Source organism: Wocania arenilitoris, from assembly GCF_021728535.1.
Classification (GTDB): Bacteria; Bacteroidota; Bacteroidia; order Flavobacteriales; family Flavobacteriaceae; genus Wocania_A; species Wocania_A arenilitoris.
This window is the reverse complement of record NZ_JAKKDU010000008.1, coordinates 62,841-78,477: the sequence shown is the minus strand read 5'-3', so window position 1 is coordinate 78,477 and position 15,637 is coordinate 62,841. Positions and strand designations below refer to the sequence as shown.

General features: G+C 30.5%; 13 protein-coding genes and 1 pseudogene. 9 read left to right on the top strand and 5 right to left on the bottom strand.

The annotated features are described in order from the left end of the window. Positions 1-213: 213 nt before the first annotated feature. Positions 214-1,323, bottom strand: coding sequence for a glycoside hydrolase family 88/105 protein (locus tag L3X37_RS08125; protein ID WP_237239673.1), 1,110 nt, complete (start codon positions 1,321-1,323; stop codon positions 214-216). Between the two features lie 1,021 nt (positions 1,324-2,344). On the opposite strand from L3X37_RS08125, the pseudogene tnpA reads away from it, so the two are divergent. The 5 genes and pseudogenes from tnpA to L3X37_RS08100 all read left to right on the top strand — a co-directional run bounded on the left by tnpA (position 2,345) and on the right by L3X37_RS08100 (position 7,098). After that, positions 2,345-2,777: pseudogene (tnpA, locus tag L3X37_RS08120) on the top strand (IS200/IS605 family transposase). 163 nt (positions 2,778-2,940) lie between these two features. Further along, the gene (locus tag L3X37_RS08115; protein ID WP_237239672.1) at positions 2,941-3,948 is read left to right on the top strand and encodes a LacI family DNA-binding transcriptional regulator; all 1,008 of its coding nucleotides are present in this window, start codon (positions 2,941-2,943) and stop codon (positions 3,946-3,948) included. A 367-nt stretch (positions 3,949-4,315) separates the two neighbouring features. Further along, a complete protein-coding gene (locus L3X37_RS08110; protein ID WP_237239671.1) occupies positions 4,316-4,462 on the top strand; it encodes a hypothetical protein in 147 nt (48 codons plus the stop codon). Positions 4,463-4,652: 190 nt separating this feature from the next. Beyond that, positions 4,653-6,413 carry a tetratricopeptide repeat-containing sensor histidine kinase gene (locus tag L3X37_RS08105; protein WP_237239670.1) on the top strand — a complete coding sequence of 587 codons (1,761 nt, stop codon included), beginning with the start codon at positions 4,653-4,655 and terminating at the stop codon, positions 6,411-6,413. A 10-nt stretch (positions 6,414-6,423) separates the two neighbouring features. Then, the gene (locus tag L3X37_RS08100; RefSeq protein WP_237239669.1) at positions 6,424-7,098 is read left to right on the top strand and encodes a helix-turn-helix domain-containing protein; all 675 of its coding nucleotides are present in this window, start codon (positions 6,424-6,426) and stop codon (positions 7,096-7,098) included. 263 nt (positions 7,099-7,361) lie between these two features. On the opposite strand, the gene L3X37_RS08095 is transcribed toward L3X37_RS08100, so the two are convergent. Beyond that, positions 7,362-7,865: a DUF456 domain-containing protein gene (locus L3X37_RS08095; protein ID WP_237239668.1), complete on the bottom strand. Its 504-nt coding sequence runs from the start codon at positions 7,863-7,865 to the stop codon at positions 7,362-7,364. A 197-nt stretch (positions 7,866-8,062) separates the two neighbouring features. Between L3X37_RS08095 and L3X37_RS08090 the strand changes: the two genes are divergently transcribed. From L3X37_RS08090 to L3X37_RS08075, 4 genes are read left to right on the top strand one after another with little or no spacing between them, the layout of a single operon-like run. Further along, the gene (locus L3X37_RS08090; RefSeq protein ID WP_237239667.1) at positions 8,063-8,422 is read left to right on the top strand and encodes a BlaI/MecI/CopY family transcriptional regulator; all 360 of its coding nucleotides are present in this window, start codon (positions 8,063-8,065) and stop codon (positions 8,420-8,422) included. A gap of 2 nt (positions 8,423-8,424) precedes the next feature. Then, entirely contained in the window at positions 8,425-11,049 is a 2,625-nt protein-coding gene (locus L3X37_RS08085; protein WP_237239666.1) for a M56 family metallopeptidase, read from the top strand. 2 nt (positions 11,050-11,051) lie between these two features. Continuing rightward, positions 11,052-12,194 (top strand): tetratricopeptide repeat protein, encoded by a 1,143-nt coding sequence (locus L3X37_RS08080; protein ID WP_237239665.1) that lies wholly within the window; start codon positions 11,052-11,054, stop codon positions 12,192-12,194. A gap of 41 nt (positions 12,195-12,235) precedes the next feature. Continuing rightward, on the top strand, positions 12,236-12,712 hold the full coding sequence (locus L3X37_RS08075) for a hypothetical protein (protein WP_237239664.1): 477 nt from the start codon (positions 12,236-12,238) through the stop codon (positions 12,710-12,712). A 143-nt stretch (positions 12,713-12,855) separates the two neighbouring features. On the opposite strand, the gene L3X37_RS08070 is transcribed toward L3X37_RS08075, so the two are convergent. The 3 genes from L3X37_RS08070 to L3X37_RS08060 are packed head-to-tail and all read right to left on the bottom strand — an operon-like array spanning position 12,856 to position 15,636. Further along, positions 12,856-13,590: a Bax inhibitor-1/YccA family protein gene (locus tag L3X37_RS08070; RefSeq protein ID WP_237239663.1), complete on the bottom strand. Its 735-nt coding sequence runs from the start codon at positions 13,588-13,590 to the stop codon at positions 12,856-12,858. Then, positions 13,591-14,457: a hypothetical protein gene (locus tag L3X37_RS08065; protein WP_237239662.1), complete on the bottom strand. Its 867-nt coding sequence runs from the start codon at positions 14,455-14,457 to the stop codon at positions 13,591-13,593. Between the two features lie 54 nt (positions 14,458-14,511). Then, positions 14,512-15,636, bottom strand: coding sequence for a glycosyltransferase (locus tag L3X37_RS08060; RefSeq protein WP_237239661.1), 1,125 nt, complete (start codon positions 15,634-15,636; stop codon positions 14,512-14,514). Position 15,637 lies beyond the last annotated feature (1 nt).

Sequence of the window (15,637 nt, the reverse complement as noted above, 5' to 3'; positions counted from 1 at the left end):
CTTCTACGATGGGAAAATACCTGACTTCTTTAAGGGTAATTTCTTTTCCTATTATTTCAGATTTGTCAATTAAAAAAATAGTTTTTGCGTTATTAATTAATTTAAAAGATTACTTTTTAGACGACCTGTTTTTAAACTTTATATACATTAGAGGATACTACCCATATCCTTGCACAATAAAAATTTATATTGCTAAAAAGTGTCAAATTAGTTTTATAACCCCCCATGCAATTTATATACTTCAGAACCTGCAGATAAAAATGCACCTGTACCATAAACTTCCGTTTTATCAGCATAAGCTTTTCCAGGAGCTTCCCCTATTCCTTGCACATATCCCAGCATTCCATCTTCTGTCACATGGCTTACCATAGCTTTCCAGCCTTTGTCTACAGCTTTTCCATATTTTGCTTTATCCAGTACGCCATTGTTGATTCCCCAGGCCAAACCGTAAATAAAAAAAGAGGAACCACTGGTCTCTGGTGTTGGGTAATACTTTTGCCCTAAAAGACTCATTGCCCAATGCCCTTCGGGTGTTTGAATCTTAAGCAGTTTTTCTGCCATTCTCTTATAGATATTGAGAAAGTATTTGTATTCATGACTTTTTGAATCAAGCTCATTTAAAATATTAACAAGCCCAGCAAACACCCAACCGTTACCTCTTGCCCAAAATACTTTTGTACCATTATCTCTCTTTTCTATATAGTTCTCATCCCTGTAGTATAGGTTTTCGTCCTCATCGAATAAAAAGTCTGTTGTAGCTTTGTATTCTACCATCAAAAAATCCAAGTATTTTTTTTCTTTAGTAATGTTGTATAGTTTTGCCCATACGGGAGGCGACATAAATAAAGCGTCGCACCAATTCCATCTATCCTGACAATAAAGAGCATCCCAATTCATCTTCGTTTGGGCTGGATGAAGCATTATAAAATCAAATTGTTTTTTGGTGGGTTCTATCATGTTTTGGTTTCCATATTTTTTATATAAGTCAAGATACATTTGACCTACGGTATGGTCATCTGCATGATACTTCCTATAATAAAGCTTCCAATCATGTTCTCTCCCAATATTTTTCAACCAATTGTAGTACTTGTCGCTATCAGCCATGGCAGCCCATTTTACCATACCTACATAGAGAGCACCATTGGTCCAATCAAGTGGATGATGAAACTTTTCATGAGTGAACGTATTACGGAAATTAAAAATCTGCCAATCGGCAACCTTTTCCATTATTTGTTTTACTTCTATTGGTTTAATTTCTTGTCCTTGAGATGTAAAAGTTAAACTTATCATCATCAAACTAAAAGCTATTGTTGTAATCTTCATTTTTTTATATTTAATTTAAAACTTACTTTTTATATGATTCTTTGGGTTAGCAAACCAAACTTTATATCCTAATAATAAAGTTAGAACTACATTCCTGACAACCTCACTTTTATCTTTCCTTTACCTCCTACAAATGTCCATGCAGGTATACCAGATTTCTATTCGCTTCAACCCTTTATTATGTTTGTCCAGCTTCAATGGTGGAGGACTCAGTGCTATTATAGAAACCAAAAAATCTGGATGAGAAAGGTTTCTCTAGTATAGTCAGCATTAGCGTCATTTTTTACGACTAAAACCTCTGAGGCACTATAGTTTTTGTTTGAAATAGTACCCACTTGGAATAAGCATTGGCTTCTGCCTGAATAGCCGTCTGTGCGTTAGAGTAACTAAAAGGATGTTAAAAAAAATAGTGTTATACATAAATTCGTTGGTAAAAAGCATTTGTTTTTCATAGTTGTGAGAGCCTTTGAATTCTAAAATTATTAAAGCTTTTGTGTCAAATATACACAAAAATTAAGATAAAATTTTTGTTAAACATGGGGTGATGTTTCAGTTTAAAGGGGATGGTGTTTTAACCCGCATTATTCATCGCCGCAAGAATTTTGAATAGGATTCAGATTTTGATTTTATAATTTTGCTTTTGTCTGATTTTTGGAAAATTCACTCTACTTTCAAAAGTTTTACTGGGGTATTTTCTTTGTTTTTAGAGCAAAAACAGACGTTTTTTAAGACAAGACATAGCAATTCCAAGGTTGTTGATTTATGCAAACAACAACCGTTACTGTGTCATGAGTTCTCGAAATAAATCTTTGTACACAAAAGCTTTGTACAAGTTATAATAGATGCGCCTTTTTGGGATTTTTATTGTAGCACCTATTTTGAGTAAGGAAGTTCTTATACTACTTATTTGACATGTTTTGGGTTTGTGATAAGTTGTGTTTTTAATTTCTAATTCGGGGAATGGGAGAAAATCCCTCGCCTTCAGGCGAAGACTTTAGTTTGATATTTTTATATTTGAGATATGCAACATTATCGCAAGACCTCTCATACAGTTTACGATATCAAATATCATTTGGTATGGATAACAAAATATCGAAAAAAGCTATTAAAAGGCGAGTTGGCAATTCGAGTTCGAGACCTTATTCGAGAAGTCTGTAAAACTAATGAGGTAGAAATTATAAAAGGTCATATTTTCGGTTGATCACGTCCATTTGTTTGTGTCAGTTCCACCTCATATATCGGTAAGTAAACTGATGCAGTATATAAAAGGTAAAAGTTCGCGAAAGATTATGTCTGAGTTCAAAACTATTTCAAAGATGTATTGGGGTCGTCATTTTTGGGCAAGCGGATATTTTGTAGTAAGTTCAGGAACAATAACCGATGAGATGATAATGGAATATATTGAGAATCAGGATTTAGAAGATAAGGATGGATATTTTAAGATTTCAGAGTAATAACTTTAGCCGCCTTATAGGCGGAAATCAAATCTACTGGCTTATAGACGGTAGTAGTTTAATTTTTTATTAATTTTTAGAATAAAAATCCTTTGATCTAAGACCTTTTTTCTAATCTGTAATTTGTAAATTGCATTTCTTAAAAACTAAACCTAACAGTATAATGGTTACTTTAAAACAATTAGCAAAAGAGTTAAATGTTTCAATATCTACAGTTTCAAAAGCTTTAAACAATAGCGAAGAAATTGGCGAAGAAACTATTAAACGTGTTAAAGAGCTTGCAGAGTTATACAACTATAAGCCAAATAAAGTAGCTTTAAGTTTAAAACAAAACAAAACAAATACTATAGGTGTTATTATTCCAGATATCCTTAATCATTTTTTAGCAAAGGTTTTATTTGGTATTGAACGCGAAGCAACACAGCATGGGTATAACATAATTACTTGTATTTCTAATGAGTCTTTAGAAAAAGAAAAAGAAAGCTTGCAGCTTTTAGCAAATGGAAGTGTTGATGGGTTTATTTTATGTGTATCAGAAGAAACACAAATAAAAAATGAGATAGTGCATTTTAAAAAAACAATTAAGCAAGGATTACCAATAGTGATGTTTGATAGAGTAGCACATGATGTATTGTGCGACAAAGTAATTGTTGATGATTTTGATGCAACTTATAGAACTACAATAAAACTACTAGATGAGAAGAGAAAAAAAATAGCGTTTATAAGTAATATTGGTGATTTAAGTGTTGGTAAATTGAGAGAACGAGGTTACAATAAAGCTATTTTAGAAAGTTCAAAACAACAAGCCCTCGTTTTAAATTTAAAAAAAGAAGACAACCCTCAAAACACAATAAAGGCTTTTATCAAGCAACACAAAACTATTGATGCTGTAATTGCAGCCGATAGTACTTCTGGAGTCATCGCTATTAATTTAGCTGTAAATTTAGGACTTAAAGTACCTAAAGATATATCGGTTGTTGCTTTTGCTAGTCAATCTGTGTCTAACCATGCTTTCCCTAGGCTAACAACAATAAGGCAACATGCTAAGGAAATTGGTGCCAATGCTGCACAAATGCTTATTAAAAGATTGCAAAGCATACCTGAAGAACACTATGATTTTAAAACTAAAATAGTTAAAACAAGTCTAGTAGAAAACGGTTCTACTTTATAGGTTTTATCATTGGATTGTTAATAAAAAACAAGTATTTCGTCGTTTAATCGATAAAATCATGCTTTTTATCGATTATTTAATGTTGTCGAAAACCTTTGGCATAATTTCGCTTATACTTAATAAGCACCCAAATCAATTCCCTCCGCTAATTAAGTTTATTTAATCCATTTTTTTGTGACACTATTGTCATACTCCCTCAATTAAGAAAATATAAAAAAATCTGTGCGCTTTTGTGTGTTCGATTTTAAGTTAATTATCCATTTTTTTCCCTCATCAAAGGTTTTGATTCATTTCAAAGTCTTCGATTAAGATTTTAATTTTTAAAAATAAAATAAGAGAAAATAATTTTAACCTAAAATCAATAATTATGAAAGCTTTAAAAATTACTTTATTATTAGCATTATTAGTAACTGCATTTACTTCTTGTACTAAACAAGATTTAAACGAAGATGATGTTTTAGAAGCACCTAAAACTAAAGAAACTTTGTTTACTGGTGGTAGTGGTCAGGACTAGTATAATATAATATAATATAAAAATATAAAAGTCCCAATGCAATTTAATTGCATTGGGACTTTTTTTTAATAAAAAATTATAGATACATTTGAATACAAAGCAATAACCTTCTTATATATTGAAATATAGATTTTTTTTCATTATTATATTCATTTGGTTTAATGAAACTCATTCGCAGGTACATAAAAATTTGCATAAAATTGATTCTATCCAATATCACTTATTAACTGCAAAACTAACAGATCCTATTTCTATTGCAAATCAGCATTATAAAATTGGAGAACTGTATAGGTATTCTTTGTTATCTGATAGTGCTTATTTTTATTATCAAAAAGCTGAAAAGGTTTTTAGGAAGTTCAATTACAAGTATAAGACAGCTATAACTCTTTATGGAATTGCAGTATGTCAAACCTATGATAAAGATTATACAGGAAGTGAAGTAACATCAGTTGAAGCGCTAACTTTATTAGGGCAGCTAAATGAAAATAACCTAATAAAAGAACGTAAAGCTTATATCTATAATAATTTAGGAATTGTTTTTGATGAATTAGAAGAGTTTGACCAAGCAATTGAATATTTAGATAAATCTCTTGAATTAAAACAGGAACTTAAAGGGGATTTTCAGAGAAGCATTGGGTTGACATTAAATAATATGCTAAAAGTTTACAGGCGTTCTGGAAAATATGATTTAGGAATTGAAAAATACAATGAGATTTTTTCAAACAAAGAGCTTATCAATAATCACCCAGATATTCATGTTTTAGCCTTAGGAAATTATGCAAATACATTGTATTTATCAGGACAAACAGAGGAGTTACCTGACCTTTACCTTAAAGCTTTAAGAATTTGTGACAGCATTGATGATAGTTATAATTCTATTATAATTCATCAACATTTAGGGGAGTATTATTACAATTTAGGCAAAAAAGACTCAGCAAAGTATTATGCGTATAAAGCTAAAAATATTTCTGAAGCCTTTAATAATGATGATTTATTAAAATCTCTTTTATTACTCTCAAAAATAGAGGAAGGAGATATTGCAGCTAATCATCTAAACGATTATATAAAACTTAGCGACAGCTTACAAAAAAAGGAAAGAGCTAAAAGAGATAAATTTGCTAGAATACGTTTTGAAACAAATCAAATAGAACAAGAAAATATTAGAATTGCTCGAGAACGTATGTGGCTTTTAATTATTTCGGTAACTTTAATTATTACGTCTTTTTTAATTTATTTGGTTATTAATCAAAAAAACAAAAATAATGAGTTAAAATTTATACAGCAGCAGCAAGAAATCAACGAAGAGATTTACAACCTCATGCTTTCTCAACAAGATAATATTGAAGAAGCAAGAACATTAGAAAAAAAACGCATTTCTGAAGAATTACACGATGGTGTTTTGGGTCGTTTGTTTGGTACCCGTTTAAGTTTAGATAGCTTAAACATGAATAATAGCACTGAAGCTGCAAAAACAAGAAGCCAATACATTAGCGAACTTAAAACCATTGAAGACGACATTAGAAAAGTATCACACGAATTAAATACCGATTTTATTTCTGGTTCTGGCTTTATAGACATTATAAAAACACTAATAGAAACACAAACCCAAGCCTATGGTTTTGATTACGAATTTAAAACTAATGGCGACATTAATTGGGAAGAAGCATCAAATAAAACTAAAATTCATATTTATAGAATTATTCAAGAATCGCTTCAAAATATCTATAAACATGCCAATGCAACTCTTGTGAAAATTAGTTTTCAAATAAAAAACAACGTATTTTGCTTAAAGATTAACGATAATGGTTCTGGTTTTGATGTTAATAAAGCAAAGCGGGGCATTGGGTTAAAAAACATTAACTCTAGAGTTAAAGAAATTAAAGGAGATTTAACTATAGATTCAGAAGTAAATAAAGGCACTACTATAACAATAAAGGTAAGAACAGATTAATTAAAATTGAATGACGGAGCATATTAAAATATTAATGATTGACGACCATCCTATGATTATAGAAGGTTATCAAAACACATTGTTATTTACAAAAAAAGAAAGTCAAGAATTATTAATTGATATAGCTAATAATTGTGATGAAGCGATTTCTTTTATGAATAAAGCGGTTGAAAATAACCTGCCCTATGATGTGTTATTTGTAGATATTAGCTTACCACCATCGACTAACGGCACCATGCAGTCTGGCGAAGATTTAGCAGAATATGCTCGCGGTATTTTACCAAATGCAAAAATTATAATATTAACTATGTTTAACGAATCTTTTCGAATTCATAATATTATAAAAACAATAGACCCTGAAGGCTTTTTAATTAAAAGCGATTTAACATCTAGCGAATTGGCAAGTGCGTTTCAAGCAGTACTTAATAATCCGCCTTTTTACAGTGGTACAGTAAATAGCTATATTAGAAAAACCATTACTAGCGATATTGTAATTGATGACAAAAACAGAAAGATACTTCATTTATTGTCTCAAGGTGTAAAAACTAAAAACCTCTCAGCACATTTAGGCATTTCATTAAGTGCAGTTGAAAAAAGAAAAAAACAACTTAAAGAATTATTTTCTGTTCAAGATGGGCAAGACGAAACTTTGCTAAAAGAGGCAAGAGACAAAGGTTTTGTGTAAGTAAATTTTTATGTTTTGTTATAATTTAAAATTTTTTTAATTTTTTTTCACTATCTAAACACCTACCATATCTTAATTCTACATTTTACCCGTAAAGAGATTGCGGTTTTTCCGCAGTTTAAAGTCGCTTATTCTGTATATATTTGAATTATCAACATTTCAAATTAACTAATCCCTCAATTTTTTTGTTGATAATAGCAATTTACAATAACCCTGTGGAGGTGAGAGAACCACAGGGTTCTTCTATTTAAATACCGTCGTTTTTAAAATGTAAAAAGAGTGCTTTTATAATCCCATAAAACTCCAATAAATAGTCCTAAGTAAATAACTGCAACTATAAACTTTATAAACGTAGAAGTTAAAAAACCAATAAACGAACCAAATGCTGCTTTAACTGCGGTGTTAGAATTTGCATTGTTTAATAGTTCGCCAATAAGTGCACCAACAAAAGGCCCAATAATTATACCACCAGGTATAGGCGCAATTAAGCCAACAATTAACCCTAAAGTGGTACCAATCATTCCCGATTTTGTACCACCAAATCGTTTTGTGCCAATAGCAGGTATAATATAATCTAGAACCCAAATAAGTATAGCAATAATAAGTGTAACAATTATAAACGATTTATCCATTGGGATAGCATTGGTTAAATGAAGCACTAATAATCCTACCCAACTTGTAAGCGGTCCAGGTAAAACAGGAAGAAAACTACCTACTATTCCTAAAAAAATAAATAAGGCAGCAATAATAATTAAAATAATATCCATAAAAGAGTTTAATTATTCAATTAATTAGACTAAAAACTATGCCAAATGTTACATTTTTAACTAAAAAATTAGTTTAAACTAATTTTTTAGTTATATTAGCAAAGTGAAATATTTCACTTTGCTATGCTGAACTTGTTTCAGTATCTCAAAAAAAATAGAAATAGTATTAAAAGATACTAAAATAAATCGAGTATAAAATGAAACAACTTACCAAAGCCGAAGAGGAGATAATGCAAATACTTTGGCAACTTAAAAAAGCCAATGTAAAAGCTATAATAGAAGAATTTCCTGAGCCAAAACCGGCTTACAACACGGTATCTACCATTGTAAGGATTTTAGAAAGCAAAGGTTTTGTTGATTACGAAAAGCAAGGTAAAGGGCATTTATATTTTCCGTTAGTACAGCAACAAGAATATAGTAACCAGTCTATAAATAAGTTAGTAGATAATTATTTTCAAGGGTCGTTTAAAAGTATGGTGTCTTTCTTTGTTAAGAAAAATGATATTAGTTTAAACGAACTAGAATCGGTTTTAAAAGAAATTAATAAAAAGAAATAAGTATGCTTTATTATATAATACAAACCATTGCATTTCAATTATTCTTTTTAATTGTTTACGATGTGTTTTTAAAAAGGGAAACTTTTTTTAATTGGAACAGAATGTATCTTTTAGCAACCGCTATTCTGTCTTTAATATTGCCATTTATAAAAGTAAGTAGTTTTAAAACTGTTGTTCCTCAAAATTACATTATTTCGTTGCCCGAGGTTGTTTTGGGGCAATCTAGTATGAATCCTAATAATACTATTGCTTTAGATGCGGTGACTTTAGAGCAAAATTCTATGCCTATTTGGGAGCTTGTCTTTTACATAGGGCTTTTTATTGCTTGTGGTTTATTTCTGTTTAAGTTATTTAAAATTGTTGTTTTAGTAATAAAAAATCCAAAGCAATCTATTGGAGATATTGTATTAGTAGAGCTTGTAAATAGTAACGCAGCATTCTCATTTTTCCATTATATATTTTTAGGTGAAAAAATAAAAGCCGAAGAAAAAGAAGCCATTTTAAAACATGAGCTTATTCATACCAAACAAAAGCACACACTAGATTTATTGTTTTTTGAGGTGCTACGAATACTATTTTGGTTTAACCCGCTAGTATATATGTATCAAAATAGAATACGTACGCTTCATGAGTTTATTGCAGATGCTAATGCCGTAAAGCATCAAGATAAAAACGAATATTACCAAAACCTATTATCTCAAGTTTTCGAAACAAGAAATATATCATTCATCAATACATTTTTTAAACAATCATTAATCAAAAAACGAATCGTTATGTTATCAAAAGCAAAGTCAAAACAAATTCATTTAATTAAGTATGCATTACTAATACCTTTGGTTTTTGGGATGTTGGTTTATACTTCTGCTGAAGCTCAAGAAATAATTAAAAATGAGAGGAATCAAGAACAAGTATCTACACAAGACTTGACGGATAAACAACTAAAGGAAAAATTTTATAAAGAAATTTTAGAAATGGATAAAATGGATGATTCCGAATCAGAAATTATTACAAAATATATGTCTCATAGTGATAAGTATATAATTTCAAAAGAAGAATATTATAAGAATCAAATGTATTACAAGTTTATCTTTACTTACAAAAACAATATTCCAGAGGAGAAGATATCTAAAGGTTTGATAAAAATGACTTATGACGAATATCTTGAATGGAAAAAGAGTGATGAGGCTAAATATGATTGGGAGAATAAAAAAATGGACGTTATGAGATTGGTTGTAAAAGATTTAGACAATATTACTGTTGAAGAAAATGAAAAATATATAAAGAAAGAAGAATTATTTTTTAACGATAAACACTATAAAGAGTTTGTTGTGACTGATGGTAAAGATTATAAAGTAATTATTAAACCAAGTGTTAGTCTTAGTAATCATAAGCCTAAAGAGCATGTTGAAGTCCCATTTGCAGTTATAGAACAAGTACCCGTATTTCCAGGATGTGAAGGTTTACCGCAAAACGAACAAAAAAAATGTATATCAGATAAAATATCAAAGTTTGTAGCTAGAAAATTTAACACAGATTTAGCAACTCAATTAGGTTTGGTTGGCAGACAGCGTATCAATGTAATTTTTAAAATTGACAAGGAAGGAAATGTTACAGGTATTCGTTCAAGAGCCCCACACCCCGATTTAGAGGCAGAAGCTATTAGAGTTATTAAAACGTTGCCAAAAATGACTCCAGGGAAGCATAACGGTAAACATGTAATAGTGCCTTATTCGTTACCAATTATTTTTCAACTACAAGATAAATCGGCGCTAGAAGAAACAGTTGTTGTTGGCTATGGCGTAAATAAGGGAGTAAATAAGGGTGAAAATATCAGTATAATTGAAGATGTAGAAGTCCCTTTTGCTGTTATTGAAAATGTACCTGTTTATCCTGGTTGTGAAGACTTAGTTACTAATGCTGAAAAGAAATCATGTATGAGCGAAAAGCTTAGCAAATTTGTAATTGAAAATTTTAATACCAAAAAAGCAAGCGAATATGGGTTACAAGGCAGACAGCGCATTAATGTGATTTTTAAGATAGACAAAAAAGGAAATATTATTGGTGTACGTTCCAGAGGTCCGCACCCAGCTCTAGAAGCAGAAGCTATCCGTGTTATTTCGTCTTTGCCTAAAATAAAACCGGGTATGCAAAAAGGGAAAGCAGTTACTGTACCTTATTCGCTACCAATAGTTTTTGAGGTCGAAGACACGCAATTGCTAGATGAAGTAGCTGTGGTTGGGTATGCCGATGATACTTTAGGAGGTAGCACATTACCTTTTGCAATTGTTGATAAAGCTCCCATATTACCAGAATGCAAATCTTTAGCCACCGAAAAAGAAAAAAGAGAATGTACTTCAACTGGTATTCAAAAGTTCATAAATAGAAACTTTAACACAGATTTAGCTGAAAGCTTAGGATTAAAAGGTAGACAACTCATCAATGTTGTTTTCAAAATCACTAAAAAAGGAAAAATAGAAATAGAAAAATCTAGAGCACCACACCCCGATTTAGGAGCCGAAGCTATGCGTGTTATAAAATCGATTCCAAAGTTGATTCCAGGTAAGCATAACGGTAAAAAAGTTGATGTAACCTATTCAATACCTATTGTATTTCAAGTTCATAAATAAATATGATAAGATTCACATTTTTATTTTTATTAATAATTTTTAAAACCGAAGCTCAAACTTCGGTTTTAAATGTTGCAGACAGTTTGTTTGCTCATGGCAATTACAGTAAAGCTATTGTACAGTATAAGGCATACAATAATCCGCCAGAAGTGTATCAAAAAATAGCAAAGGCATATATTGCAATTGGTAATTACGAAGAGGGCTTTATAAACTATCAAAAAGCAGTAGAAACCAACCCCGAAAATATCCTGTTAAAATACGATTTTGGAAAATTTTTATACCGAACAAAAAAATTTAAAAAGGCATCAGAAATATTTAATCAATTGGTCTATAAAGATTATAAAAACCCTAACTTTCATTATGAGTTGGGTTTGGTTTTAGAACAGTTACAGGATTCTACGGCGCAAAATAGGTTTCATAGCGCGTTTCAGTTAGATAGTACGCACCAAAAAGCCATTTATAGAATAGCAAAACATCATCTTAAAAAAGGACATAATACATTAGTAGACAAATATATCGATATTGGTTTGTCAACTTATAAAAACAATAAAGAATTAATAAGTTTAAAAGCGCAAAATTACTATGTAAGGCAGCAGTACGAAAAAGCTATAGTTTGGTTTGAAAAGCTTTTAGAATTGGGCGAATCATCAGCTTTTATTCATGAAAAATTAAGCCTATGTTATACACAATTATATGAATATGAAAAAGCTATTGAACAACGAAAGTTGGCATTAAAATTTAATCCATTGGATGCAACCTCTATTTATGTTATTGGAACGTATTATGAGGAGCTAGGTGATTTTAAAAAAGCTGAAGAATATATATGGAAAGCTTTAGCGTTATTAGATAAACCACTAGATGCTGAATATATTAGGTTAGCTACGGTTTTAAACCGACAAAAAAAATATAAAAAGAGTATTGAGGCTTTAAAAAAAGCCATACAAGAAAACCCCAGCAATGAGTTTGCAAGTTTGCAGTTAGCAATAACACTTGAGGCTTATTATGCTGATTATGATGCTAAAATTAAAGCTTTTGAAGATTTTAAGAAAAAATTCCCAAAAAGCAAGTTAATATCTTTTGTTAATAATCAAATATCAATACTTAAAGAAGAAAAGTTTCTTAATGAAGAGAAGAAAGAAGATTAAAATCTAAAAAAAATTGTACTTTTCGGTTTCAGTTTTAATCCATGAGGCAAACTTGCGTTTTATTATTATTTATAGTGCTTACGTCTTGCGAGTATTTTAACATAAAAAAAACATCGCCCGAAGCCATTTTAAAAGAAGAACTACAAACTTTTAATTGGAACGATGTTGATGAGTACCCTAGTTTTTCAGAATGCGATTCGTTAACTGTTAAAGCAGACAAAAAAGTGTGTTTTCAACAGGTATTAACCACACATATTTCTGGGTTTTTACAAAATGAAATCATTGTAGTTACTAAAGATATTAGCGATACATTAGTTTTAAATTTTCAAGTATCTGAAACAGGGCAGTTAAAATTAATAGATGCTAAAATAAACGCTTTAACAAAAGAAGAAATCCCGAATATTGAAAGTTTGCTATATGAAAGCTTAGATTCTATACCCAAAATTTTTCCAGCTATAAAGCGCGGACAACAAGTTAAAACAGCTTTTGAATTACCTATAATTATTAAAGTGAATTAGCTGATTTAATGCGGATTGGATTTTAGCAATTGCCACGGCGGATGGGTGCGCGTTAGGGATAGTAGTGAAAAGCCCACAGCGAGGTACGAGCGCGGACTTGTAGCGAATAGCCCGACCCCTCTTCGGGGTAACGCCCAAAAAATTTAAAACCGAATAGCCAATTTTTTCATTAACCTTAATACTTCAACATACAGCCAAACTAAAGTAACTAAGAGCCCCCAAGTGGCTAGCCATTCTTTATATTTTGGTGCTTTGTTTTTATAACGTTCTATGTAATCAAAATCTAAGAGTAATGAGAGCGAAGCAAAAATGGCGGCTATAATATTAAAAATTATTGCTGGCCAAGAAACACCCCAAATAAAAACTTTAATACCAAAAAAGCCCAAAATCCAAGAAATAATATAGATTACAAAAATGCTTGTTGCTGCTGTTATAATAACGCTTCGAAGCTTTTTGGTGACCACGATAATTCGTGTTTGATACAATAAAAGCATAACCACAAAAGTAACCATAGTAATACCTATGGCTTGATACGGGAAATTAGGAAATTTAGCATGTGCATAAGCCGAAATGCTTCCTAGAAAAAAACCTTTAGCAATAGCATAAAGAGGTGCTAAAATATGTGCCCAATGCTGCCTTACAGAAATAACAATGCTTATTATAATGGCAGCTAACATACCGCCTAATGAATACCACTTGAGGTTTATACCTTGACCGTGTAACCTCCAAATACCAATAGATATTATGATAATAATACTAATTGAGGCTAAAGATTTAATAAAAACACCTGTTACAGACATGGTTTTTGGAGTAGTATTATGACCACCGAAAAAGTAATTTGTAAACGCAGGATTTGATGTTTTATCTAATAAATTCATTTATAAATTTAACTTGTAGCCTATTGCAAAATTGACTGGGAAATTACTACTTTTTTCTACAAATATGGCAAACAATTCATTATAGGCTAAAGTAATAAAACCACGTTTACTAACTTTAATATCGGCACCCAAACCAAAAGCAAATGGTATTTTAAACGTTGAATTTTTTACTACTTCGTTTGTTGTACTTGTTAGTGCAATGGTGCTTTTTGAGAAATTATAAGTTGCTACAAGAACATTTCCGTAAATGTTAAATGAAGATTTTTTAATAAATCGGTAACGGTAACCAAGAGCTAGTTGTGTGGTTGAGTATTTAAAATCATCGTTGTCTAAAGCATGTTCAATACTAAAAAAACTCGCATGTCTTGAGTCTTCAAGAGATGAAATAGCTTCTAATTCTGCACCAAAAAAGGGAACTTTTGTATTATTAGAATTGTTCACTAATGGGTGGTTTGTTAGGCCGCCATAAAAACCTAAACGTGTTTTGAGTGTTGGTTTTTCATCAAGATAGGCTGAGTCTCCGATAGCAGTATTATAGTGTTTAAAAAACTGTGTTAAATCGTTTAATGTGAATTTTAAATCGTTTACTGAAACATTTAATTTTTTAGAAAATTCACTAAGTTGTGTTTTGTATTCCTCTTTATAATTATTGCTTGAATCTTTGGTGTTTACTAATTCGAAAATATTGCCATTGCTTGTTTTTACAAAATACCTGAATTGTTTATCAATACTATTCCAAAGTAAATTTAGGTTGCCTTTTACGGCAGTTTTAAGTTTTAAGGTTTTTCCGTTAATTGTGTATTGTTGTTGTGCGGCAACCGAAAAAGAACATGCAGTAAGTACAAGGAAAAAAAGAATTTTTTTCATGATTTTTAAGATTTTGGGTTGAATGTAAAGCTAATAAAAATTTATCAAATCTATTTATTTTTTGAATTCCCGTCCTTTCCATTTGTAACCTTTAAAGGCTGCAATAAAAGCAATATAAACGCTAAAAAGAGGATAAATTAAAAACGCAAAAAGATAAGTTCTTAAAACATGCTTTTTGTTAAAAAATACTGCAGATTTATGTATCAATAAAAAATCAATACTAAACTTAATAATCAAAATATAAATAAAACTTTTTGGGCTAAATTTATCTATAGTAGATAATATTAAAAGGACTATTATTAAAGCGTTCATTAACAAAACAATTAATCCTACTAGCTTTCCAAATGTATTATTGTAAGTACTCGTTTTTGCTACCCATCGTACGCGCTGTTCTTTTAAAGCGTTCCAGTTGGGTTGTGATTTAGTTGTTACAGTTGCTCGTTCGCATTTTAAATATTTTACATTTTTAGGATACATTTTTACAGCTTTTTCTAATAGAAAAATATCATCACCGCTTGCAGTATTGGTATTGCCTTCAAATCCGTTAACAGCCTCAAATAATTCTTTTTCATATCCAAAATTGGCACCATTACATAAAAACGGGTTTTTAATACCAAATGCACCAATGGTTGCACCTTGCAAGCTTAGCATATCAAGTATTTGAAAGCGGTTTAAAAAGCTTCTCTCATCAGCAAAAATTACTGGAGCAATTACACATTTGCTTTGATTTGTTTGTATAAACTCATCAAAACTATCCAGCCAGTACTTGGGTAGTTTACAATCGGCATCAGTAGTTACAATCCATTTGTTTTTAGCATGTTTTATAGCGGTAGTAATAGCGTCTTTTTTTGGTGAATTTGATGTTCTAATATTTTTGATAAACGAAATATTAATTGGAGAATGAATGAACCCTTTTTTTATAATCTCAACTGAATCATCATCAGATTCATCATCAACAAAAATAATTTCGTATAGATGATTAGGATATTCTAGTGAAGCAATCGATGTCATTAGATTAGATAAATTCTCAACTTCATTTCTAAAAGGGATAATTACAGAAAAAGTGGTTTTAGCTTCTATGTTTTTCAATTTAAAAACAGGAACTTTATCAAAACCAAAAACAAAACTTCCTATTAAAATCAGGTAAGCTATAGTTATAAATATGCTAATTAAAACCATA